The 22,658-nt window shown below is 53.0% G+C and carries 21 protein-coding genes; 9 read left to right on the top strand and 12 right to left on the bottom strand.

Annotated features, from left to right (window positions below):
* Positions 1–16: 16 nt before the first annotated feature.
* From H8B09_RS24235 to H8B09_RS24220, 4 genes are all read right to left on the bottom strand, one after another.
* On the bottom strand, positions 17–847 hold the full coding sequence (locus H8B09_RS24235) for a metallophosphoesterase family protein (RefSeq protein WP_191206178.1): 831 nt from the start codon (positions 845–847) through the stop codon (positions 17–19).
* A 905-nt stretch (positions 848–1,752) separates the two neighbouring features.
* On the bottom strand, positions 1,753–2,868 hold the full coding sequence (locus tag H8B09_RS24230; protein WP_191206177.1) for a helix-turn-helix transcriptional regulator: 1,116 nt from the start codon (positions 2,866–2,868) through the stop codon (positions 1,753–1,755).
* A 336-nt stretch (positions 2,869–3,204) separates the two neighbouring features.
* Positions 3,205–3,858 (bottom strand): GntR family transcriptional regulator, encoded by a 654-nt coding sequence (locus H8B09_RS24225; RefSeq protein WP_191206176.1) that lies wholly within the window; start codon positions 3,856–3,858, stop codon positions 3,205–3,207.
* A 30-nt stretch (positions 3,859–3,888) separates the two neighbouring features.
* The gene (locus H8B09_RS24220; RefSeq protein WP_191206175.1) at positions 3,889–4,710 is read right to left on the bottom strand and encodes an AraC family transcriptional regulator; all 822 of its coding nucleotides are present in this window, start codon (positions 4,708–4,710) and stop codon (positions 3,889–3,891) included.
* A 122-nt stretch (positions 4,711–4,832) separates the two neighbouring features.
* Between H8B09_RS24220 and H8B09_RS24215 the strand changes: the two genes are divergently transcribed.
* Positions 4,833–5,285, top strand: coding sequence for an SRPBCC domain-containing protein (locus H8B09_RS24215; protein WP_191206174.1), 453 nt, complete (start codon positions 4,833–4,835; stop codon positions 5,283–5,285).
* A 267-nt stretch (positions 5,286–5,552) separates the two neighbouring features.
* On the opposite strand, the gene H8B09_RS24210 is transcribed toward H8B09_RS24215, so the two are convergent.
* Positions 5,553–6,215: a DUF2306 domain-containing protein gene (locus tag H8B09_RS24210; RefSeq protein ID WP_191206173.1), complete on the bottom strand. Its 663-nt coding sequence runs from the start codon at positions 6,213–6,215 to the stop codon at positions 5,553–5,555.
* Between the two features lie 282 nt (positions 6,216–6,497).
* On the opposite strand from H8B09_RS24210, the gene H8B09_RS24205 reads away from it, so the two are divergent.
* On the top strand, positions 6,498–7,868 hold the full coding sequence (locus tag H8B09_RS24205; protein WP_191206172.1) for a TolB-like translocation protein: 1,371 nt from the start codon (positions 6,498–6,500) through the stop codon (positions 7,866–7,868).
* 139 nt (positions 7,869–8,007) lie between these two features.
* On the opposite strand, the gene H8B09_RS24200 is transcribed toward H8B09_RS24205, so the two are convergent.
* Both H8B09_RS24200 and H8B09_RS24195 read right to left on the bottom strand, forming a co-directional pair.
* Positions 8,008–8,583 carry a GNAT family N-acetyltransferase gene (locus H8B09_RS24200; protein ID WP_191206171.1) on the bottom strand — a complete coding sequence of 192 codons (576 nt, stop codon included), beginning with the start codon at positions 8,581–8,583 and terminating at the stop codon, positions 8,008–8,010.
* 231 nt (positions 8,584–8,814) lie between these two features.
* Positions 8,815–9,582, bottom strand: a complete 768-nt coding sequence (locus tag H8B09_RS24195; protein ID WP_191206170.1) for an exodeoxyribonuclease III — start codon at positions 9,580–9,582, stop codon at positions 8,815–8,817.
* A 291-nt stretch (positions 9,583–9,873) separates the two neighbouring features.
* Here H8B09_RS24195 and H8B09_RS24190 point away from each other — a divergent pair, with 291 nt between their 5' ends.
* Positions 9,874–10,545, top strand: a complete 672-nt coding sequence (locus H8B09_RS24190) for an NAD-dependent epimerase/dehydratase family protein (RefSeq protein ID WP_191206169.1) — start codon at positions 9,874–9,876, stop codon at positions 10,543–10,545.
* 16 nt (positions 10,546–10,561) lie between these two features.
* Here the strand turns inward: H8B09_RS24190 and H8B09_RS24185 are convergent, their stop codons facing one another.
* Positions 10,562–11,077: a DUF1648 domain-containing protein gene (locus H8B09_RS24185; protein ID WP_191206168.1), complete on the bottom strand. Its 516-nt coding sequence runs from the start codon at positions 11,075–11,077 to the stop codon at positions 10,562–10,564.
* A 153-nt stretch (positions 11,078–11,230) separates the two neighbouring features.
* Here H8B09_RS24185 and H8B09_RS24180 point away from each other — a divergent pair, with 153 nt between their 5' ends.
* Both H8B09_RS24180 and H8B09_RS24175 read left to right on the top strand, forming a co-directional pair.
* Positions 11,231–11,593, top strand: coding sequence for a hypothetical protein (locus H8B09_RS24180; RefSeq protein ID WP_191206167.1), 363 nt, complete (start codon positions 11,231–11,233; stop codon positions 11,591–11,593).
* Positions 11,586–12,467: a hypothetical protein gene (locus H8B09_RS24175; protein WP_191206166.1), complete on the top strand. Its 882-nt coding sequence runs from the start codon at positions 11,586–11,588 to the stop codon at positions 12,465–12,467. The genes H8B09_RS24180 and H8B09_RS24175 overlap by 8 nt, the downstream gene beginning before the upstream one ends.
* 50 nt (positions 12,468–12,517) lie before the next feature.
* On the opposite strand, the gene murI is transcribed toward H8B09_RS24175, so the two are convergent.
* On the bottom strand, positions 12,518–13,312 hold the full coding sequence (murI, locus tag H8B09_RS24170; RefSeq protein ID WP_191206165.1) for a glutamate racemase: 795 nt from the start codon (positions 13,310–13,312) through the stop codon (positions 12,518–12,520).
* 236 nt (positions 13,313–13,548) lie between these two features.
* Here murI and H8B09_RS24165 point away from each other — a divergent pair, with 236 nt between their 5' ends.
* Positions 13,549–15,078, top strand: coding sequence for an MDR family MFS transporter (locus tag H8B09_RS24165; protein WP_191206164.1), 1,530 nt, complete (start codon positions 13,549–13,551; stop codon positions 15,076–15,078).
* 179 nt (positions 15,079–15,257) lie between these two features.
* Positions 15,258–16,715, top strand: coding sequence for a stalk domain-containing protein (locus H8B09_RS24160; protein ID WP_191206163.1), 1,458 nt, complete (start codon positions 15,258–15,260; stop codon positions 16,713–16,715).
* 76 nt (positions 16,716–16,791) lie between these two features.
* Here the strand turns inward: H8B09_RS24160 and H8B09_RS24155 are convergent, their stop codons facing one another.
* Positions 16,792–17,673 (bottom strand): DMT family transporter, encoded by an 882-nt coding sequence (locus H8B09_RS24155; RefSeq protein WP_191206162.1) that lies wholly within the window; start codon positions 17,671–17,673, stop codon positions 16,792–16,794.
* Positions 17,674–17,799: 126 nt separating this feature from the next.
* Here H8B09_RS24155 and H8B09_RS24150 point away from each other — a divergent pair, with 126 nt between their 5' ends.
* Positions 17,800–18,651, top strand: coding sequence for an AraC family transcriptional regulator (locus tag H8B09_RS24150; protein ID WP_191206161.1), 852 nt, complete (start codon positions 17,800–17,802; stop codon positions 18,649–18,651).
* Here H8B09_RS24150 and H8B09_RS24145 read toward each other — a convergent pair whose 3' ends face one another.
* Positions 18,652–20,091 (bottom strand): HEAT repeat domain-containing protein, encoded by a 1,440-nt coding sequence (locus H8B09_RS24145; RefSeq protein ID WP_191206160.1) that lies wholly within the window; start codon positions 20,089–20,091, stop codon positions 18,652–18,654. It abuts the gene before it with no gap.
* Positions 20,092–20,334: 243 nt separating this feature from the next.
* Here H8B09_RS24145 and H8B09_RS24140 point away from each other — a divergent pair, with 243 nt between their 5' ends.
* Positions 20,335–20,697 carry a cupredoxin domain-containing protein gene (locus H8B09_RS24140; RefSeq protein ID WP_191206159.1) on the top strand — a complete coding sequence of 121 codons (363 nt, stop codon included), beginning with the start codon at positions 20,335–20,337 and terminating at the stop codon, positions 20,695–20,697.
* 118 nt (positions 20,698–20,815) lie between these two features.
* On the opposite strand, the gene H8B09_RS24135 is transcribed toward H8B09_RS24140, so the two are convergent.
* Positions 20,816–22,657, bottom strand: a complete 1,842-nt coding sequence (locus tag H8B09_RS24135; RefSeq protein WP_191206158.1) for an ABC transporter ATP-binding protein — start codon at positions 22,655–22,657, stop codon at positions 20,816–20,818.
* Position 22,658: the final 1 nt, after the last annotated feature.

The following is a 22,658-nucleotide window of genomic DNA, read 5'->3' as shown; positions in this document are numbered from 1 at the left end:
ACTCCCGGGTGTGATATTAGTGGTTGCTTGTCTCGGCAGCGAGCATCGAGATTGGGAAGCGGAAGTATTCTTCCTGCGAGCTAGGCAGCACAACGGATTGAACTGAGATGCCTTCGCGGTTGACCGTTACAAGGTTGTAGCCGAGGAAGTCGATCATACGGAAGTTCTCGCCATCCGCCAGTTCGCCGGCGAAAGCGGTGCCCGTTGCCGCTACGCTGCAGATGCCGTGGTAGGAGCCAACGTTATTGGAGTGTACATGTCCTGCAAGAACGCCAACAACGTCTGTGCCAACGAGTACATCGCCGAGCTGTTTGCGGTTCTCGAGAACATGATCGTCCGGCATGCCATTAACGGAGAGCAGCGGATGGTGGAGAGCGACGATCGTGCCGTTCTCAGCAGGAACGCTCAGCGTCTCTTCCAGCCATGCAAGCTGCTGCTCATCGATGCGTCCGTGGTGCTGGCCTGGCACTTGCGAGTTCAAGCCGATCAGGCGCAGGCCGTTGATCGTAATGCTATAGAAATAGGCGTCTTCGGATCCTTCTTGTTGGAGGAAGCCCTCGCGGAACGGGGTACGGTGGTCGTGGTTGCCCAATACGACGTATACAGGAGCGCCAATCATCGTGGAGCCTTGCTCCAGCACTTCGCGGATGTAAGCATAGTCCTCGACAACGCCTTCGTGCGACAGGTCGCCCGTGACGATAACGAAAGCAGGTGCAACGTTCGTGTCGCGCAGGTGCTCGAACAGACGCGTTACTTTGCCTGCCAGGTTGAACTTCGAGAACATGTTGTCCGTTTGCGGTGCGTTCATGTGCGTATCCGTCAGGTGAACAAATTTGATCGTTTCCATCGTTTTTCTTACCTCCATAGGTTGGGTTGGTTATCGTTGCAGATGACGTCCTCGATCGGACAAGTTCATCTTGCATACAAGAAATGTACATCTTGTATGTAAAACCTGTGTCAACGTCATCTTTCGTTTTTATTAATGGTGGGTGTCGTGTTTACATGAGCTTAATAGAGTAGGAGGATGGAACGGCGGATGTTGAAAAAGTCCTCCCGACCGCATAAGCAATCAGGAGGCACGGAGGATGGCGTGAGTTTGAAACTTGTACGGGGATGGGCATGGGAGCGGAAGTAGGTGTGCCTATCTAACGGACTGTTGAGACGCTATTCGATCGTAATGAACTTGTACGAATGGTAACGGACCCTAGTGGCGCTATTGGCCGATTGGGCAGCTCGAAACGATGAATTGCGGCACAATAACGTCAATGAAGTCCGATAGAGGACGCGTTAGCATGATTCCAGACGAATAACGGCGATCCAGTCCGTTAGCCTGAAGGGTGTGCTTGGCAGGCAATTGCGAGGCTGGTGGTGGCGGCTTAACCCCCTAATTCCGGACACTAGCCATTTTCAAGATGGTGGCCATGTCCCTACGGCAAACAGCGCCCGGCCGGAGAGTCTAACGAACTGTGCTAGTCTTATTCGACCCGCAGCGGGGTGTCAGGGTTGTAACGAATCGAGCGGACGCTATTGGGCGTCCGCTCGATGGGAAATGGTCATTTATGTTGTAATAACGCCGCTGAAGTTCGTTAGAGCTGAGCATGGTGCATTTTCGGCCCAATAGCGTTTTTGTGGTTCGTTGTCACTCAAACAGTGGTGGGGAAAGAAATCATTAGCGATTAGCATAAGCTCAATATGTTTGGTTGATCGAATCTTTTGTTGAAGGAGCAGTCAGAGGAGCTGACTTCAGAGGCATCAATGCACGTCAGGGTCGACGCCTGAATCCGCTGCCTTAAGCTTTTGCAGCCAGGTGATATAACGCTCATCATGGGCAAACTCGGCAAATTTGTTTGTTAGTTCTCGGATCGCATCTCGGCAGGCGTGACCCGGAGTAACCTTGTTCATATAACCTTCCGTGCCAGCCATGAATTTGACCGCGGATTGCTCGTAGGAAGGGTTAGCGTCGAACCGCAGAGCATGATGGACGCCTCTGGCAAGACTGCCCCACATCCCCTCGATGTCACCTGCATCACGCTGATCCTTCGCTAAACCGAAGAAGCTCCATACACAAAGCAGATCGGCGTCGCTGGGCGTTTCGCCTGTGAAACGTTCCATAAATTCCGCATGAAGTTGTTGCAAGTCTATGACAAGCGCAGTATTGCCGTCCGCTTTAAAGCATTCATTAAGATTGTGAACGAGCGTACCGAAGGTGGAAGCGAATGTCCACAAGTATGACTGCAGTTTCGGCTGTGCTTCCGAATGTCTTCCCGCCCTTATCAGATAGCGAGCGATTTCAGCATCCATTACGCCTCGAACGTTGAGCTCTTCGAGAATGGCGATTGCTTGATCATACTTACCATTATCGCCATAGGTGTATGCTATTAATATTTTCAAAATTTCGGGCCGAACGGGTGAGTTCGATGGTCTGACCGTCAATGCGCGTTGGAAGCGGTCAACCGCCTGCTCGACATGGAGCTCCTTCTCGGCGTTATCGCAGTCGTCAGCGTTGGCCTTGAACATCTGAAGCTGGGCGGCATGCCGAAGGATATCAAAATCGTTCGGGTACTTTATCAGCGCCTCCTCTGCGAGAGAGAGGCCAGCATCTAGATCAAACGCTGCGGTATGCTGCTTCAATTGCTCGCTATATCGTTGGGCTTGGCCGGATTGTACCTGGTGCCCAAGAAGCGTATCGACAGATACGTCGAAGAACGAAGCAATCGCAGGAAGTATCGTTATATCTGGATAGGAGCTCTCGCATTCCCACTTGGATACAGCGGCAATAGATACGCCCACCGCAGCTGCAAGCTGTTCCTGCGTCATACGTCTCTCTTTTCGAAGCTCTGCAATCATCGTGCCTATGCGAATCGTCATTTCGCTACATCCTTTTTATTGAGATATTTGTGTCGGCGCCGACAAGTTCATCATAGCACGCACTTCGAAGAGGCGTAATGGAGTAGTAAGAGAATAAGGTTGATTCCAAATTCAACTGTTGGTTGAACGGGGGAAAAAGGGTAGTCTAATGAACCGTGCGGACCTTATTCGGCCCGCAGCGGTGCGCTGATTCTGTAACGAATCGAGCGGACGCTATTGGGCGTCCGCTCGGCTGGAAATGGTCATATGAGTTGTACTAGTGCTGCTGAAGTTCGTTAGAGCTGAGAAAGGTGCGATTTTGGCACATTAGCGTGTATAGGGTTCGTTAGTGGTTTCTTATGGCAGCATACTGTTGCGAAGCAGATCCTCGCGCATGTTGCGTTTGTGCTCCATGATCGCTTTCTTCGCTTCTTGGTAGTTGCCTTCGGCAAGCCGATGATAGATCTCCTCGTACAACTTGCGTCCTGTATACGGTCGGTTAGCGCCTTGCGTCAGACGGTAAGCAACGACGTAGAACAGCAGCTTGTCTCGATGTAAGTTGAACGTCTCGGTAATATAGCGGTTGCGAATGGAAGCCAGCAAGGTGTACATAAACATAAGCCCGTTCTCGTAGTACGCACGGTATTGCTTGTTGTCGCTCGCTTCGATGAGTTGATCGTAATGCTTGCGCAGCTGCGGCAAATCCAGCTCGTAGTACATGCCTTGGTCGATGCAATCGAGCGCATAAGAGTAGAGCGCGTTGAGGAGATCGAATATATGATAAAGATCTTTAGCTTCAATTCCTCTGACAATGATGCCGCGCTTGTACAGCGTTTGAACGAAGCCCTCCTTCTCAAGCAGGGAGATAGCAGAGCGAATCGGCGTGCGGCTCATGCCAAGCTCGGCGGCGAGCTCTGATTCTGTGAACTGATGGCCGGGCAGGTAAACACCGTTCAACAGTTGTGTGCGAATATGCTGATAGGCAATTTCAACGAGAGGTACTTCCGACATGTTGATTCTCCTCGATCATAGATAGTGGGATTAGAGATGAATTTCCTTGCGATAGGCATCCGGCGATTTGCCGATAAGTGATTTGAACGCTTTGATAAAATGCGCCTGGTCAAAAAATCCAAGCTGCTGCGTCAGCGCTGCCCAATCGGTCACGCCGCCGTTCTCCATTAGCTCAGCCGCTTCCTGTATCCGAAAACGCTGGATAACCCACTTCGGGCTCACCCCGACGTAGCGGCTGAACAAGCGCTGAAGGGCTCGGGTGCTCATATTGAATTGTACAGCCATTCGCTCAACCTGTGTCATCTCGCGATTGCTGATCGCGGCCTCGACTATATCGTTAACGAGCTGTGTATTGGGGTCAGGCTGAGAAGGCAGCCGCGTGAGAAGCCATTGCTCTGCCAGCTGTGCCATTCGTTCGCCGCTGTCCTGCTCCCAGATCTGTTCTTCAATCTGCGTGACAGGCTCGCGGAAGAGCTGATGGGCTGGGATGATCTGACCGGTAAGCTGAGAGACTGGCTGTCCCCATACGGGATAGAAGCCGCCGGGACGAAATTTGATGCCGAGCACCATGCCTGTATCCTGCAGATGGCGTGTATAGACCGCTCTTGGAACGCCATAGACGCCAGTGAATCGGCGGCCGCTCTCATTCTCGAACGATAGGTTGACGTTGGGATAGGACAGCACGTTCTGGCTGAACGGCGCTTGTCCGCGCAAATCCCATTGAACGGTCCAGTAATGTTCAATATAGGGAGCGAGAGCTGGGGCCGGACTATACCGCATTAGCGAGAAATTACGCATGCCCATCTCGGCCTTCAGAATCCCCCGGTCCGACGTTTGATCCTTCTGCCGCATTGTCCACCCCTCAATACTGTTGTCGCGTTTTTACAATACTAGTGAATTCTGCTTCTCTATAATGAGACTATCAGTTCATTGCTATTCGTGCAACGAATGGATGACGAAATGGAGGAATTTGAATGACAGAACTTCGATATGAGATGTATGTTGGCGCGCCGATCGAGCATATATGGAAGTTGTTTATTGAACCAGAGGGAACCAAGGCGATTCTGTTCGGCAGCGTACTGGAGTCAACTTTCGAGATTGGATCACCGTATCGTTATATCGGCCCAGGCAATGATGGGGATGAGACGGTTCATGTGTACGGCACAGTGCTGGCTTTCGAGCCGAATCGGTTCATGAGCTATACGGAACATCCAGGCCCATCTTATCGGGAGAACCATGCGGAGTTGGAGACACGCGTATCGCTGACGCTGGAGGCGGTTGGCTCCACTACGAAGATGACGTTGGTGAATGATCAATGGCCGGACAACCACCCATCATACGAGAGCACGAAGCAGAGCTGGCCAATGATTCTGAGCAATCTGAAGACGCTGGCGGAGACGGGCAAAACGTTGGACTTCGGCTGGTAGCAGCAGGGTGACGCACGACCGAGGGTATAAGCAAGAAGGGTGCACGCGGGATGCGTGCACCCTTCTTGACGTTTATTTAACTATGGCACGGAGGAGGAGATACGACATCCGAGTATGATGGGCTAGCGTTTGTACTTGTAGTCTCTGCCTCTACTCTCGCATGTTGGTGGCTTGCGCTGAGGATCATAAGCATGCTCATGCTCCATACGGCGACGGTAATCTCGAGCTGTTGACGATGTGGTTTTCTCATGAATCCTCACCTCTCGCCTACAGCTCAATCGGCCGCTGGCGTGACTGCCCGCGACCGCTAATGAGCATCTCGGCGAACAGCAGATTCGGGATCCAGCACAGCCAAGCAATGACGGTGAACGAATCGTTGTTGTCCGTAATGCCGAACAAGCCAGCGGCAATTGGGACGTAGACGCGGAGCGTAATGGCCGCACAAGTGAGCGCGTAGTTGCGAATGAACCACCAGCTGTGTTCGACTTGGTTCCGGTCGACAATAATGCTTTTGAGCCCACGGAACAGGGTGTACAGCCACACAAGCGCCAGCGCAGTGAAGCCGATTCGGCCGCTCAGCCCGCCATCGGCATACCATGCGACATACAACCCCGTAACGCCTCCAACCGCAATGCCGGCGCTATACAGATAGCCGACTATTCGATGTACATTCGGATTGCGGCGGCGGATTTTTCTTATGAACTGCAGCCAGCCAATTCCGAGTGCCGTGCCGGCAGAGATCGCATGAAGCCAGATGAAGGTATACCATAGATCCGGCAGATGATCCTCTGCCTTGCCCTCTGCGAAACCGCTGTTGCGTGCACTGTCGATCGTGCCGTAGAAGGTGAAAGCGTACAGGCCGATGCCTACCGCCAGAAAAGCAAGCAGTCCGAACAGCCACTTGCGGGCCGCTGCCTTGCGAATATACATGATTGAAACCTCCGTATCCGATCGTTGGATTGTTGTTCCCTTGTTTTTCCCTGTCTCCAATGTAGCATTGGAACGGATAGGTTTCCCAGCGGCCGCAGTCGGGTTGAGCGATCATACGTTGGGCCAGCGGAGACTCCGTCTTCAGTGCCGCCGCATATCCGACTTGAGACGGGTATGGTTTGGAATATTAAATTTTCTATAAAATGTTCCCGAATCGGCAACCTTGTCTAAGCTTCGCCGTCTATTGGTGTAGATTCTAAAGGGAATGCGGGGAGGTACATGATGTCCAAACGACGGGCTCATCGCTCGAAGCAGCTCGTTCTGACAACGGCCGCAGGAGCTTGCATGCTGCTGTTGCTGGCGTCGGTTACAGGCTGCAGTACGGCGTCAGAGGAAGGTTCTCGGTCGGACCGGGAGCAGATCGAAGTAATAGGCGATGCGGCAGAAGATACGAAGCAGGATGAGCCAGTCACGTCGGACGTAACGCAGGAAACGTCGCCAGCTGGATCGGAGTCTTCACCGATCAGCTCAGCATTGGAGGCAGAGCCGGAGCGTAATTTTGACGATGTCTATTTGTACAACCCTGTGGTGCCGGGCACGTCTGGAGAGCTGATGGTGGATCCACAAACGTTGGTATATGCCGTGAACGGAGATACGGAGTCGAAGCTGTACCGATATGATTTGGTGTCGAGGGCTTCGGAGCTCGTCGGGTCGTTCCCAAGCTCGAGTATTACGATCGGACTGTCCCGCGTGCAGAAGGATACAGTCGATATTACCTATTGGAGCGAAGAATATGCGACGGAGCATTATGCGGCATGGTCGGCAGCGACGGGCAAGCTAGAGCAGCAGAGGGTGATCGGACGGAACGAGCAGTGGACACTGTACTACGGCAATGTAGCTCCAGGAATATGGGCAGCACCTGTGAATGGGGCGGATGACAAAGGCGTACGGCTTACCTCTTATGACATTGATAACTCGCCGCTGTGGATTCCGGGCACGAATCGGTTTGTTTACATTCGACACACGGGCAATACCATAGCGGATGGCTCGGGTTATGAATTCGTCTTAGCGATGTATGATCTCGACGTGCCGATGAACCAAGAGCTCCCGCTCGGCATGGGTCCTTGGATGATGCGCGGTTGGCTGGAGCCGGGGAAGACGCTGCTTGTCGATCACGCGTTCAATGAAGGAGAGAGCGTAGATTATACCGTGCCGTATATCGTCGATCTCAGCACGATGAAGGAGAAGCCGCTGCTGCCGGAGGGAACAGGGGCGCATGATATTTCATTTGGCCCGCTGGACGCTGGGTTCGTCTTGGTCGTGAAAGACGATTTGCAGTTTTATGATAGCAATGCCAAGCTTACGGCCAAGGTACCGCTTCTTTCGGATTCAGGTGAAAGGCTGCGACAACGGTTTACTTATTCGCCGGATGGGAAGAAGGGCTTCTACACGATGGAGACAGCGGACAACACAGCAAGTGACGGGACAGTGGAACGAATCGTCGTTGCCAATGCTGATGGCAGCCATGCTGCTCGGTTGAACGAGAAAGCTGTTAATATCGGAGGGGTACAATGGCTTCCGGACGGAGAAACCTTATTCGTGCTGGCAGAAAAGGATGGACAGCTATATGCTGCGACGAAGCGGGTGAAGTAGTTGGGCTGGCATGCGAGGTCATAAATCCGATGGCATCGCGGTGCGATGCCCGTGAGCTAAGCGGCGAGTGGATCGGGCCAGCTATGCGGGATGAACTAAGGGGCTGCCAGTGGCAGCCCCTTAGTCGTAAGCTCGTAAGCTAGTTTGCGCTTAACTTGTAGTAATGATAATTCTGATGATCGATGACGACATCGTTTTGGAACACAAAGCCGCATTTCTGTATTACTTTATTCGAAGGAAGATTGCTTATCTCTGCGATGGCGATTAGCTCTGTGACATTGGTGTGATCGAATAGGAACTTTATTAATCCTTGTGCAGCTTGTGTCGTATAGCCCTTATTGCGATGGCCGCTTGAGATGCCATATAGAATCTCCCGATTCGGAGCAGGCAGTTCATCCTTAATTCCCGTCCCGCATACGCCAATGAATTGTCCGGTCGCTTTAAGTATAATTCCGAGCCGCAAACGTAGTTCTCCAATATCGCCGTCTTGCGCAACAGCATCCAAGAACCGTTTGTTATCGGGTATTTCATACTGGAGGAACCACTCTTCTCGCTGTTCCCGTGCTACGTTCCAATCGGTCAAATAGGCATGAAAGTGCGGCTCCCACGTAAGCGCGTGGAAAGCATCCAAATCATTCTCTTGAAACTCTCTTAGTACAATATCTTCGCATTCTATCGTAAAGACGTTTCGATTCTGCTCTTGTGAATGGCTCATTGTAATCCTCCTAAAGTGTAGAAGGAACAAAGCATCATAATGGATGGCATCTCACACTGTGCAGGGAATCACAAGGATTCGCTGCATGATGTGGTGAAAAGGCACATTATGCTTTGCATCCTTGTAATAGTTTAAATGATGTTGTTGATTAACCATTACAAAGTTGCTGGCATACCGTTCATCACCCTCCAATAATTTCCTAATAAATTGTAGCAAAATGCAGGCTCGCGCTCAACCCATCAGCTTTTCCGATAGCTCGAGCTTCACTGGACAATGATCGCTGCCAAGAATGTGGCAATCAATCTCTGCCTCTATGATCGCAGGCGCAAGCCTTGCCGATACGAGGAAATAGTCGATGCGCCAGCCGATATTGCGCTCGCGTACCTTGGGCATGAACGACCACCAGCTGAACGTGTCGCCGCGCTCTGGATACAGATGGCGGAAAGAATCGACGAAGCCGGCTTCGAGCAGCGTCGCGAACTTGCCGCGCTCTTCGTCCGTGAAGCCGGAGTTGCCGATGTTGGAGCGAGCATTCTTGATATCGATCTCTTGGTGGGCGACATTAAGGTCGCCGCATACGATAACGGGCTTGATCGCATCAAGCTGGATAAGGTGAGCGCGGAATCGCTCCTCCCATTCCATCCGATAGTCGAGCCGCGACAGATCGCGCTTCGCGTTCGGCGTATACACGTTCACGAGGTAGAACTTATCGAACTCAAGTGTCAGAATTCGGCCCTCGTCTTCGCTGTCTTCCTCTATACCGTAACGTACGGTAAGCGGCTTGACCCGCGTGAAGACAGCGGTGCCGGAGTAACCTTTTTTGACCGCATAGTTCCAGAATTGATGGTATTCCTCGCCAAGGTCAAGCTCGATCTGTCCTTCTTGCAGCTTCGTCTCCTGTACGCAGAAAATATCGGCGTTCTCCGAGCGGAAGTAGTCGCCGAAGCCTTTGGTTACACAGGCGCGGAGGCCGTTCACATTCCAAGATATAAGTTTCATTGTGAGATACTCTCCCTATTTATTAAGAATCAATGATCGCGTGTTCAGAATCCACTCGTTCAAGTGTAGCATAAGACAGATAGCCAAGCGATGCGGGAGCAGCTGGTTCATGGGGTGATAGATTGCGGCTGATGATTGGTGGAGTCTGCATTCTGTCCGAAGGTAGGCGGACGCTCAATTGAGTTCCAAGTTCTGGCGCCGTATACTGACTTGTAACAGCGATTGCTGCAGATTGAATAGAGCGTGAGGGTCGGGAAATACCATATTAGGGCAGAGGACGGTTGAGGGAAGATGAGGCTGAGCGTTATTGTAACGGGGGCTACTGGCATGGTAGGCGAAGGGGTGCTGCATGAATGTTTGCAGTCCCATGAGGTGGAGCGAGTGCTTGTTCTTAACCGCAAACCGTGTGGAGTCCAGCATCCGAAGCTGACCGAAATTGTGCATAGCAGCTTTCATGATCTGAAACCGATCGAGCAGCAGCTCTCGGGTTATAACGCATGCTTCTTCTGCCTGGGCGTATCCTCGGTTGGCATGACTGAGGCGGCCTACCGGCAGGTAACCTACGATCTAACGATGCACGTGGCGTCAACGCTTGTCCGCCTTAATCCGGATATGGTGTTCACGTATGTCACGGGTATGCATACAGACAGTACGGAGAAGGGCAAGTCGATGTGGGCGAGGGTGAAGGGGAAGACGGAGAACGATCTCATGAAACTGCCGTTCAATGCCGCATATATGTTCCGCCCGGGTTATATTCATCCGACTCCCGGGCTTCATAATGTACATAAGTATTACAAATATATGACCTGGTTGTACCCGGCGCTGCGCCGTCTATTCCCCAAATATGCGCTGACGCTGCGTGAGCTTGGACAGGCGATGATCCATGCTGCGATGGATGTGCCTGATCAGCGCATACTTGAGGTGCCGGATATTGTCCGGCTGGCGACGGGCAAACAGGGGTAACAGCCGCTAGTTGGCGCTAGCTCGTTGTGCGTGTTCTGAACCGACGAACGATATGAAATACGTATCCGAATATGGTGCCGAGTATGACGATAGCGCCGATGATCGTGAAGATGCCGATGCTTCCGGCGTGGCCCGTAGTTGCGCTGCGTATCACTAGGACGCCAAGGGAGCTGAATAAGAACACCATCTCGAACTTGAGCCAGTTGAGCATTTGGACAGTGAGCCGATACAGCTCAGGAGCGTTCTGTTCTGTTACTGCAACGGGAAAGTTGAACGTATGAGGAAAGCGGCTAATGATCGTGATCAGAACATATGGAGCAATGGCGATGAGCGGAAGCAGCAGCAGCGTTGATCGGCTTCCCCAACCATCAGCTTCGCCTGAACCAGCGTAATGAATTGGAATCGTCGACGGCAAATCGCGCCAGCGAATGAGTAAATAGACAAGCGTTCCTATAATTATTACGATGTTCAGCACCTCGAGACAGACTTCCAACGGTGAGCGCGTTAAGCGGATGACGGGTCGTTGTTCCATGATGATGCCTCCTTGTGTAATAAGTAAGCAAGCTGCCAAGAGTATACCATCCTAAGGAATAATTTGAATATACGTTCTTTACAATAGCAACCAATTGCACGTTACGGGCGTCTAGAGAACAAACTTATGCATGGAATCGAGGAGGTTGAACGTTTGACCGTTAAGCATAAGCAGATCGTTCTCCTATCCGTCATCGTTATGCTGATGCTCGCAATTGTTGCGGCGGCTGGTATTGCTCTTTTGTGGTGGTCGAAGGAGGCATCGGATAAGGGGACGTCAGTGACGGCAGTTGCACAGTCGAAATTTGAGTTAGGTACATTCGAGCCAGGGTATGATATGCCTGCCTTGCCGAATCGGATCTTGGAAAGCCAGATGTATGATGCTGCCACTTGGCCCGATCGTTCAAGTCATGACATGGTGAATGACAGCGTGACCCTTCGAGTCGTTGGCGTCAGTCGATATGGCAGGCTGGAAGTATTATCGCAGCCGGGTGAGGCTGTTCTGAAGGATGGCTAAGGGTACGTATACGGTGCGATATGTAGATACATCGGGACAGGAGCATAAGCTGCCAGCCCTGGTTGATCAAGTGCTGCGCCAGCTGCCAGAGCTTGCTTCGATGAAGGTGGTTCAGTTAGATGGAGTGGATGTGCTGTTGTTCCAGCCAAGGTATTATCGCTTTGCACAAGGCTATGGCTCTATGTTTACAACCTACGCCTATGCGATTAAGTCTAATGAAGAAGCATTTCCGCTTCATTTCGTGTATAACGAGCAAGGAAGCGGGTTAAAAGATATGAGCTCGTTCTTGTTCGATATGAACGGGCCGATCGAATCGACAGGAACCGGCTTGACTGCGCAGACCATCATTATGGGCACGAGGCTGGAGATTGCATGGGTGCTGGATGATGGGAAGCACCAGCTTCTTGCTAAAGGTGTGACGGATCGGACGAAGGAATATGCCGGGCTTGATGAAATTACGGGGAATGCATCGCTCCATATCGGTCAAGCCCTTGGGCTGAAAGAAGTGGAGTATCCGGGTGGACCGCTGCCAGAGGACAAGCTGCGTGCATTGTTCACGGACACAGCATGGAGCAATCCTGGATTTCAGTATCTGAGAGAAGCTATCGCGAAGCAGGAGCGGGAGACCGGCAATATGAACCGCGCCTTCGCTTGGCAGCCTATCGATGCAGCGTATACGTCGCCGGACACGATTCGCTTCACGTTCACGATCAACTTGCGGTACGCGATCGGGCTTGCCGGACATCTGGAGGTCGAGCTGAAGCAGCAGGACGGCGAGTGGATCATCGCGGACCTTGGTACATTGGAGACGGAGAAATTCGACGATCCCAACGCCCCATTCAGCGGCCTGATGATGGAGGATCCGTTGGAATAGAGCCCCAACACAATAACCCCGCTCGGCATAGGCTGAGCGGGGTTTCATTTTTAAGAAATCGATTCTTCGCGTTGTGCAACGTTGGTCTCGTAGTAGGAGAGAGCCGTTTGCATTTTGTCGATATAGGCGGGCTCGTTGCCTGTGCACATGAAGCGGACTTGCCCGCTGCCATGTCCGACGATGCCGAACCGGTTGAGCAGCGCCGACAGCCGGCGAACCGTACCCGCATTGCCGTCGACAATTTCAATATGACTTGGCAGCATTCTGCGAAGGATGTTCCGATAGAACGGATAGTGGGTGCAGCCAAGAACAATTATGCCGTAGTCATCGAGATTGTATGGTTCGAACTTGGATCGGAAGTATGCCTCCATCACCTGCGGATCAAACTGCAGACTCTCGCAATAGCGAACGAGCTCCGGCAGCGGCAGCGAATCCACGATACCCCCCTCATCTACACGGGAGACAAGCGCATAATAGCGCGGCAGCTGAAGCGTCAGTTGCGTTGCTAGTACGAGCACACGTTTACCCGTCGCGCGGTTCATCTCAACAGCTGGCTTAACGGCCGGCTCCATGCCGACAATCGGCAGATCATAGACAGAGCGCAGCTCCTCCACCGCAATGCTGGTTGCTGTATTACACGCCACGACAAGCGCGTCGATCCCCTGCTGCATCATTCTGTCGACAGCTTCGAATATATATCCTCTTACTTCATCCTTTGTCTTGGACCCGTAAGGAACATGCAATGTATCGGCCATATATAAATAATCCTGATCGGGCAACCGCCGAAGTGATTCTGCAAGCACTGACAGCCCGCCAATGCCCGAGTCGAAGAACCCAATAGTCATGTGCAATCGATTCCTATCCTATGTAGTCTAAGTCTCTACTCAGCATACCTCGTCAGTTCCCGTACGGCAAGGGACAAAAGCGGCAAAATCGCCTAAGTTCACCAGCTCCTAGCCTAAGCGAAGGAGTCCGGCACCCGTCTCAAGGCTGATGAAACCTAGCTTTGATTGCTCTATTGTCTAGATAGCGGAATTTGAACACAACGGACCTGAAAAATAGTGGAATCGAGGTTATAACGATGGCGATTCAAGGAAACAACAAAACGCTTGTACTTATCGGTCTGATGCTCGGCTTGATTTTCTCCGGGCTCGACGAGACGGTGGTCTCGACAGCTATGCCAACCATTATTCGAGAGCTGCATGGCCTCTCGTTGTATGGCTGGGTAGCGGGTGTGTATATGCTCGCTATTACGATGTTTATGCCGATTATCGGCAAACTTGCTGACTTGTACGGACGCAAAAAGGTTTATATGATCTGCATGGGCTTGTTCATCGCAGGATCGATCGTGAGCGGGTTGGCGAACTCGATGATTATGCTCTTGGTCGGACGCGGCATTCAAGGCATTGGCGCGGGCGGGTTAATGCCGCTGTCGCTCGTCATTATCGGGGAGACATATCCACTTGAACAGCGGGCCAAAATCCAAAGTCTTATCGGTCCTCTTATGATTATCCCGCAGCTGCTTGGACCAACGCTTGGCGGATACATTGTCGGGCACGTGAGCTGGCATTGGATTTTCCTCATCAACATTCCGGTCGGTCTCATTGCTTCACTCGTATTGGCTCGCGGCATGAAGGAGTCAATTGGTACGGAGAAACGCAGCGTCGACTGGGCAGGCGCGGTTACGCTCATCCTGTCGCTCATGTCACTTCTGTTGGCGCCGGTCCTCATCGATACGAAGGGTTACTCGTGGGGCTCGCCGATTATTATCGGCATGCTCGTATTGGCGGCAGTCTTCATGGCAGCCTTCATCCGAATCGAGCGCCGGGCAGCAGAACCGATCATCCCGCTGTCGTTGTTCCGCAATCGGACGGTCGTGGTTCTCTCCTTGCTCGTATTCACCATTATGTTCGGCGCGATGGGCGGTATGGCGACATTCCCTCTCTTCCTGCAAAATGTCATCGGCTTAACGCCAACCGCCTCCGGTTACATGCTGCTGTCGTTCATGGCGGGCGCGGTGCCGGCCAGCATTGTGAATGGCTTCGTCATTACGAAGGTGCCGTATAAGACGTTATTTATCGGATCGTTCATCCTGCCTGTCGTCGGCTTCTTCATGCTAACCTATCTGACAGCCGACACAACGGCGCTGTATATTATCGTTAGCTGCTTCATTCTAGGGCTTGGCATGGGCGTGTTGTTCGGCTCCGACAACCTTATTGTGCAGGAATCGGTGGACTCGTCCATTAGCGGTGTTGCGCTGTCCACGGTTCAGCTCGTTCAATCGCTTGGCGCAACGATGGGCTTTAGCATTTTCGGCAGCCTGTTGGCTGGGCATATCAAGAATGGCCTTACGGGAATGGGAGATCAGCTGCCTGCGAATACGGCAGAGACGATCGCAACTGACGGTATTCCGAAGGAACTCCCGGGCGATGTCCTGCAGCAAGTGAAGACGATATTTGCAGATTCGTTTAACGCCCTGTTCATGGTTGGCGCAGTCTTCGCCGTTGCTGCGTTCATTATCACGTGGTTTATGAAGAAGGAAGTGCTGACACCGAAGAAGGAAGACGGTCAGCAGCCGCCAACCTCGACAGCCGTATCGGCAGAAGGATAATGAACCAAGGGATCGGCAGGTATGTCGGTCTCTTTTTTTTTTGTAATAGAAGTCTGTCTGAATTCGCCGTTCGCATTGCGAAGGGCGGACTTTTTTGCATTCGAGTGAAACCTTCGAACAAGCATAATCGTCTACATATATGCTAAATAATGGGTGATATACGGAGGTGCGCAATACACGTGAGAACAATACGATGGCTGGCGAGCGTCAGTGCGACGGCAATCCTTGCCTTCAGTTTAGTATCGGCGGCAGCAGCAGATTCGGGTTCCGACAGCAGCAAGTTTGTGAACAATGTGAAACAGATCGATGGCGGCGGCTACAGCGGCTATGCGCTGAAGACGGATGGTACCGTATGGGCCTGGGGCGGAGCCTACACTTCGCTTGGCAACGGATTTACGCAGACCGTGTATTCCCCCGTACAAATGCATATCGATCATGTGAAGCAGGTGTCCGGCGGTTACCGTCATTCTCTCATGTTGAAGGAAGACGGCTCTGTCTGGGCAGTAGGCGGCAACGAGCATGGTCAGCTTGGCAATGGGAAGCAGTCGATCGATATTGCGGTAGAGCCGGTTCAAGTGGAGGGACTGAAGGACATCATCGCCGTTGCGGCGGGGGACGATCACAGCCTTGCCCTTCGCAAGGATGGAACGGTATGGGCTTGGGGCGGCAATCAGAACGGTCAGCTTGGCATCGACGGGACTGGTAATCAGCTGCGGCCGGTGCAGGTGAAGGGACTGTCGCATATCGTCACGATCTCAGCAGGCTTATATGAGTCGGCGGCGCTCGAGAGCAGCGGACTGATCTGGGCTTGGGGCCTTGACCATAATATAGATGGCATTAAGAAAGTGACCCGGAAGCCCGAGCGGCTGGATATGGCTCCGCAACCGACGCAGAGCAATGAATTCGGCGCCATCGTAGCTGGCGGAACGTATGGCACGGCGCTCGCGTTCAACGGAACGGTCTGGATGTGGAAGAATGCCGAATGGGCGCGCCCCGAGGTGGCGACTAATGAGCTGTTTCAAGTGAAGGGACTAAAGGACGTCGTGTCGATTGCCAATTTCGCCGCGGTGAAATCCGACGGTACGGTCTGGACGTGGGTCGTCAACGACAAGCCGGAAGAACTCAAGCAGGTAGCGGGCATTAAGAATGCCAAGGCGATTACCGAGAGCAACAATAATTATTACGTGCTGCTCAATGATGGACGGATCATGTCTTGGGGTTCGAACGGGCTTGGACAGACGGGACTTGGCTTACCGGATATGGCGATTAGGGAGCCTCAGGTCATACCAGCTTCGATCCGAGTATATCTGGATGGCAACGAGGTTATAAGCGATACAACGCCGCTCCTCGTGCAAGGCTCGACCTATGTGCCGCTGAGAGGTGTAATGGATCAAATGGATATCCAGCTGCAATGGGATCAACCGACTCGTTCGGTCATTGCGACACGAGGGGAGACGAAGGTCGTGCTTGACTCTGTGTCCGGCGCGACGACCGTGAATGGCAAAGCAATGGATACGAAACTGAAGCCGATCATCGTCAATGGGCGTACGTTCGTTCCGCTACGGCTCATCAGCGAAGCGTTCGGCAATAAGGTAGAGTGGGATGCGGCAGCGAATGCCGTCCGAATCTCATCCTAAATAATAAGGCTGTCTCGCTCGTCATCGATAACAATCGATCACAGATGAGACAGCCTTTTTTTTTGCGATACGCGTATCAGTTCTTATCCCCATGCCGAATGAACAGCCACACGCCGAACAGAATCAGCATGCCGGCTCCAAGCTGGTAAGCGGTGAGCGCCTCGCCGAGCAGAATCCATGCAAGCACCGATGCGATGACGGGCTCTCCAAGTACGGACATGGACACCGCAGCGGTGTTCATGAATTTCAGCAGCCAGTTGAACAGATAGTGGCCGAACAGCGTCGGCACAATCGCGAGCAGCAGGAACACGCCCCACTCCTTCGCCTCGTAGCCGAAGAACGGTACCCCCCGTACTAGGTTGTATACCGCGAGCGATGTAGCGGCCAGCGCGAACACGGAGAAGTTATAGACGAACGCACTCATATCCTTGCGCAGATGTTTGCCCAGCATCATATGAATGGCGACAGCGAGCGCACCGAACATCGACAGCAGATCCCCGACAAGCGCGTCGCCTGACAGGCTGAAATCGCCAGAGCCGATAACGATGGAACCGACCATTGCGATACCGATGCCGATCAGCATCATACGGTTTACGCGGGTACGGAACAGCACATAGGAAGCGAGCATGACAAATACAGGCTCCAGCGTTAGAATGACGGTAGAGCTGGCTACGGTCGTCAATCGAAGCGATGCCATCCATAACAGAAAATGCAGCGCAAGCATAACGCCTGATGCAGTTAGAAGACCCCATTGCCGGAGCCGAAGGCGCATCCACTCATGGCGATAGCGCCATACGAGCGGCAGCATAAGCAGGTTGGTAAGATAGAGCCGATACATGGCGATGACAGCAACGTCAGCGTTGGACCAGCGTACGAAAATCGATGAGAACGAAATTGCGATAATACCGATAACGAACAATAGCTCGTACGTACCGGCAGTCTTGCGGTCTGTAGGCATAATGAATGAAAGTCTCCCTGCGGTGTAAATAAAGTCACGCTTGTAATCGTACTACAATTGCCCTGCGAGAGGAAATGCAGACATTCATGTAATCGTTGGAAGAACGGAAGGAGGCGCTTTAGACGGATGAAGGCGAATGAGCAGACATTCTGGCAAACCTATTTGTCCGGTATGAAGCTCCATGTAGCGATCGCGCATTATACGAAGGTGCCGCCGTCGTGGAACGAGGATGACTACGTACCTGACGTGAATAAGCTGTATTGGATCGAAGAGGGCGAGGGGTACTTGAAGGTGGGCGACCGCAAAGTGCTGCCGAAGCCTGGCGAGCTGTGCCTGCTGCCTGCGGATGTGCGCCAGTCGTATGGGACCATGGGAGACAATACGTTCGGCAAGTATTGGTGCCACTTCACGGCGAAGGTTGGTTCATTCAATCTGTTCGAGCTGCTGAAGACGCCGATAACCGTGCAGGTCACAGACAGCGAGCGTGTGCGGGAGTCATTCAAGCGGCTTGTGCATTACCATAACAGCACGGAGTGGACGGCTGCGATTCACGTGCAGTCCGCGATGCTGGACCTCATTGCAGCGTTCGTTGAGAATGCAGACCCGATTACCGTTCAAGCGCCTGCGTCAGGAGCGATGGACAAGATGAATGTCGTACTCGCCTACATCGATGAGCATTTGTCCGAGAGTCTAACGGTCGATCAACTGGCGCAGCTTGTCCATTTTCACCCGAACTACTTTATTCGTTTATTCAAAAATACAACCGGCTTGTCGCCCATCCAATACGTAAACCACAAGCGAATGGACAAGGCGAAGCAGATGCTCGCCTTTACGAATATGAGCGTCTCGGCGATTGCCGAAACGCTCACGATGGATGCTCCTTATTTCAGCCGACTGTTCAAGGAATATACGGCATTATCGCCGACCGACTTCCGTGAACTGGCGCATGCTGGCACCACGCCGGCCATGCAGGGCTGATCAAGGATAGAAGGTATTCGCCGGCGTCGTTGTCACGCACCAACGTGCTTGGAACAAGGAATGAATAAGGACGTCCTTCGCTTCTTCCGTTCCGATATAACGCAAAGCCTCCAGCGCGTGTGCACGAACATAACGGTTGTCATCGTCCAGCGCAGCAGCGAGCGCAGGGACAGCTGCTGCTGCGTCGCGGCCAATGCGGCTCAGCGCGAGTCCGGTCATGAAACGAACCTGCACATCGGAATCTTGCAGTGCCCGAACGAGAGCGCTGACGGCTTCTTCTACAGGAGCCTTCGCTTGCGTTTCGCTGCTTGCTGCATTGCCGATCATGCCGAGCGACTCTACTACTGCGCTGCGAACGGCAGGCGAGCGGTGCGACAGCAGGGCGGACAGCTTCGGAACCGCCGATCCAGCAAGTGCACCGAGTTCTCCGAGCGCAAACACCGCATGCTGCACGGTTTCGTCACGCTCATCGTCCAGCGCGGCCGACAACCAGCTGACAGCACCTGCTCCCGATGCTGCAAGACCATACGCCGATACACGAGAGACGGCGATGGATTCGTCGTGCAATCCGTTCAGCAGTGCGGCAATTCCTTCTACGCCGCAGCGCGCTAGCTCATAGGTAGCATTAAGCGCGTTTGGTTCGAATGCATCTCGCAGCTCTGCTGTTAGACGTGTAATTTGCTCTTCATTCGGCTCTGCCGTATCGGCAAGGCTGCCAGTCCGTCCAGTCAGCCAATTCCATGTATCCTCCCACATCGCCTCGTGCCGAGCGATCGGCAGCGCTGCCTGCGCAGGCTCTCTCCATTGCAAATCCGAACAGTTCCAAGAAGGCTCCGTTGGCGCGGCCGTTCTCATGAACTCGAATTTCAGCATATACCGCGGCTTGCCGAGGATGTTCGCTGTTGCGCGATGCCAGATATCATAATGGATGAGCGCGAATGTACCGGCTTGGCCGCTGGCGTATCCTTCGCCTTCGATCTCATCGGATTCGAAGGTGCGTGTTTCATAATTTTGCGTACCAGGCAGAATCCCGGTTGGTCCGAGCTCGATCGGCGTATCCTGCGGAAAATACATAATCATCGCCCACCATGGATGGTGATGGCGCATTTTGTTATAACCCCAATAGCTGTCCTTATGCCATCCGCCAGCCGTTGGCTGCGCATTGTAGTGGCCGTGCCGGTGCGCATGAAGCATGTAATTCGGTCCTAGCACGCTCGTCAGTGCTCCGGTAATGATCGGATGGTCGAATACCTGTTGAATCTCCCGGATGCGGGGCAGCAGGTTGTTGCCGGGGTTGCCTTCCTCTGTATAGACGCGGTGCAGTTCTTGGGTCATGGCTTCGTGGAAGGAAGCAGGAAAGTCGGTCTGCAGAATCAAGAAACCTTCCGTTACGAACGTTCTCATCTGCTCATCGGTCAGTCGAATGGGCTCGCTGTTCATCAATCATGTACCTCCTATAAGGAAATGTTCGCTGTGCTTGATTTGATTATAGGAGTGGCGGCGTCCGAGCTAAATACACGAAACTAAGCATTGCTTGCACAATATTAAGGTGGCACTCATGTAATTTTGAGGTAATTATGCTATTGTATTGCAGGTAGCTTAAATTTCGTTATTGGATAGGAGAGGGTCCCTCTGAGGAACAAATCGGCGTTACTCGCTGCTTCGGTCGTCATCGCGATCGCAATGCTAAGCGGCTGCGGCAAATCGGACAAGTCCAGCGATTCGTCATCCACAGATACGGCGGCATCCACGACAACATCTACGACGGACAGCGCTGCAGACGTAGTTGAAGTAAAGGTAAGCGCGAAAGATTGGGAGTATGATCAGAAAGAGATTCATGTGAAGAAGGGTGATAAGGTCCGTATTACGCTCACCAGCGATGATGGCGGACATGGGTTTGCGCTCCCCGTCTACAACGTTGACATACAAGGAAATAACAGTGCGGAGTTTACCGCTGATCAAGCAGGCCAATTCGAGTTCCACTGCTCGGTCCGCTGCGGCTCGGGGCATATGGATATGAAAGGTACGCTGATTGTAGACGCCTAGCACTGTATATTGGGAGAATTAATGACTGCTTCTGTACGCAGGTCCGAGACGGATCTTTTTATGGTTATGTTATTGTAAAATGCAACCCCCGCCTATTTCAGTGGCGGGGGTTGTTCTGTTATGACGCAGTAGTGTCAGGCTGCTGCCGCTCAGCCGTTGGCTCATACCAGGCCGCCTGCGCGCGGAAGGAGTCGGCGTACAGGCCGTTCCGCTCCATAAGCTGCTCATGACTGCCGTCTTCGGCAATGGTGCTGTTATGCAGGACGAGAATTCGATCGGCATTCCGTGCCCAGCCTAGCCGATGCGAGACGAAGACAGCGAGCTTGCCTTGGAAGAGGGATTGGCACATGCGGTACAGCTCAAGCTCACCGCTCGGGTCGATGGCGGAGGTCGGTTCGTCCAGCGCAATGACACGACTGCTGCGCAGCGCGGCTCTGCTGATCGCAAGCCGCTGCCACTGCCCGCCTGACAGTTCGCGGCCATCAGGCCATACATTGGTCAGCTTAAGCGCAAGAGCATTGCTCCCCTCAGACAAGGAACGGAGTCCGCATGCTGCTAACATTTGCTCAATTTCGTTGTCATCGGAAGTGGCTGTTGTTGTTGAACTGGTTCCTGCAGTAACGTAATCTCGCACGGTAAGCGGGTAATGACCGCAATCTTGGAATACGGCGCTTAGCTGCTGGCGCAGACAATGTTGGTCAAGCGTACGTATATCGTGCCCATTGACCAGGATGCGGCCGGCTGTCGGTTCGAACAAGCCGAGCATAAGCTTTACGAAAGTCGATTTGCCGGCTCCATTGTCACCGACAAGCGCAGTCGTTTCTCCTGTTCGCAGCGTTACACGAAGGCCGTGCAGCACATCGGATTGTGCGCCAGGATAGCGGTAGCTGACATTGTCGAATTGAATCGTATGAATGGGCTCGTCCAACAGATCTTGCTGCTGCGAGAGATGCGGAGTAGGCTCATTGTTCTTGATGAAATCAACAAGATCAGCAGCCTGAGCACCTTGCACATAGAGTCGACCTAATGACCACGACATTTGGAGCGGGACGCCCTGAGCCTGAAGGATGGTCTGGAACACGATGGCGACTGTGCCGACGGTAACGGCATGTTGATTGAGTCGCCCAATCATAATGGCAAGCGATGCAAACAGCAGAATGAGGAAGGAGAGGCCGAACCAAGCGGCCATTCGGCCCTCGCGTCTTCGGTAATTGTTACGTGTGACCTCATAAGTCTGTGCACGTCCGAACCATTGCTCGGTCATATAGGAGATGGCGTGAAATACGCTTAACTCCTTGATGACTGCCGGCTCTGACAGCGATTGCTTCAAATAATCGGCCATGCGGCCATTTGTCGTTAACGCTCGGGCAGCCTGCTTCACCTTAATCTCAAGCCGTACTCGTTGAATGAGGACGATCACGCTAACGATGAATAGGAGCACCGCAATGGTCCAGTGTCCGGCTGCCGCGACGACGATCATTCCGGCAAGGGAGAAGGTCAACCGGACGGTTTCCGCGGCGCCGAACAGTATGCTGGTTAATGCCTGCTCTGCCGCAGTCTGGGCACGGCTGAGCCGATCGTAGTATTCAGGACTTTCAAGCTGCTCCAGCGGCACATAGATGGCACGGTTCTGAATCTCTGTCAGCAGCTGCCGTGCTGCACGATTCGCCATATAGGTATCGGTCAGCTTCTTCATCATGGCGAATAGAACAGCTGCAACGGATGCCGCAGCCAGCGTAAGGAGCGGCGGCCACGCAGCCTGTAAGATGCTTGACCTGTCGAGCCCTGCATACGCGATGGCCGTGTCGATCAACTGCCGCTCGGCCGCTGCCAGAGGAATGATGATAAAGCCCGATAGTAGAGGGACGATCAGCCATAAGCAGGTGAGAATGGGGTGCTTGCGGACAATAAGCTTTAACAGGCTCATGATACTGGCTGCCCGTTGGATATATAGCGTCAAG

It is taken from the genome of Paenibacillus terricola (assembly GCF_014779765.1).
Lineage (GTDB): Bacteria > Bacillota > Bacilli > Paenibacillales > Paenibacillaceae > Paenibacillus_T > Paenibacillus_T terricola.
This window is presented reverse-complemented; position numbering and strand designations above follow the sequence as displayed.

Bases quoted from the DNA above. Each gene is read 5' to 3' on its own strand.
- H8B09_RS24235 (WP_191206178.1), bottom strand. From the start codon at position 847: ATGGAAACGATCAAATTTGTTCACCTGACGGATACGCACATGAACGCA.
- H8B09_RS24230 (WP_191206177.1), bottom strand. From the start codon at position 2,868: ATGACGATTCGCATAGGCACGATGATTGCAGAGCTTCGAAAAGAGAGA.
- H8B09_RS24225 (WP_191206176.1), bottom strand. From the start codon at position 3,858: ATGTCGGAAGTACCTCTCGTTGAAATTGCCTATCAGCATATTCGCACA.
- H8B09_RS24220 (WP_191206175.1), bottom strand. From the start codon at position 4,710: ATGCGGCAGAAGGATCAAACGTCGGACCGGGGGATTCTGAAGGCCGAG.
- H8B09_RS24215 (WP_191206174.1), top strand. From the start codon at position 4,833: ATGACAGAACTTCGATATGAGATGTATGTTGGCGCGCCGATCGAGCAT.
- H8B09_RS24210 (WP_191206173.1), bottom strand. From the start codon at position 6,215: ATGTATATTCGCAAGGCAGCGGCCCGCAAGTGGCTGTTCGGACTGCTT.
- H8B09_RS24205 (WP_191206172.1), top strand. From the start codon at position 6,498: ATGTCCAAACGACGGGCTCATCGCTCGAAGCAGCTCGTTCTGACAACG.
- H8B09_RS24200 (WP_191206171.1), bottom strand. From the start codon at position 8,583: ATGAGCCATTCACAAGAGCAGAATCGAAACGTCTTTACGATAGAATGC.
- H8B09_RS24195 (WP_191206170.1), bottom strand. From the start codon at position 9,582: ATGAAACTTATATCTTGGAATGTGAACGGCCTCCGCGCCTGTGTAACC.
- H8B09_RS24190 (WP_191206169.1), top strand. From the start codon at position 9,874: ATGAGGCTGAGCGTTATTGTAACGGGGGCTACTGGCATGGTAGGCGAA.
- H8B09_RS24185 (WP_191206168.1), bottom strand. From the start codon at position 11,077: ATGGAACAACGACCCGTCATCCGCTTAACGCGCTCACCGTTGGAAGTC.
- H8B09_RS24175 (WP_191206166.1), top strand. From the start codon at position 11,586: ATGGCTAAGGGTACGTATACGGTGCGATATGTAGATACATCGGGACAG.
- murI (WP_191206165.1), bottom strand. From the start codon at position 13,312: ATGACTATTGGGTTCTTCGACTCGGGCATTGGCGGGCTGTCAGTGCTT.
- H8B09_RS24165 (WP_191206164.1), top strand. From the start codon at position 13,549: ATGGCGATTCAAGGAAACAACAAAACGCTTGTACTTATCGGTCTGATG.
- H8B09_RS24155 (WP_191206162.1), bottom strand. From the start codon at position 17,673: ATGCCTACAGACCGCAAGACTGCCGGTACGTACGAGCTATTGTTCGTT.
- H8B09_RS24150 (WP_191206161.1), top strand. From the start codon at position 17,800: ATGAAGGCGAATGAGCAGACATTCTGGCAAACCTATTTGTCCGGTATG.
- H8B09_RS24145 (WP_191206160.1), bottom strand. From the start codon at position 20,091: ATGAACAGCGAGCCCATTCGACTGACCGATGAGCAGATGAGAACGTTC.
- H8B09_RS24140 (WP_191206159.1), top strand. From the start codon at position 20,335: ATGCTAAGCGGCTGCGGCAAATCGGACAAGTCCAGCGATTCGTCATCC.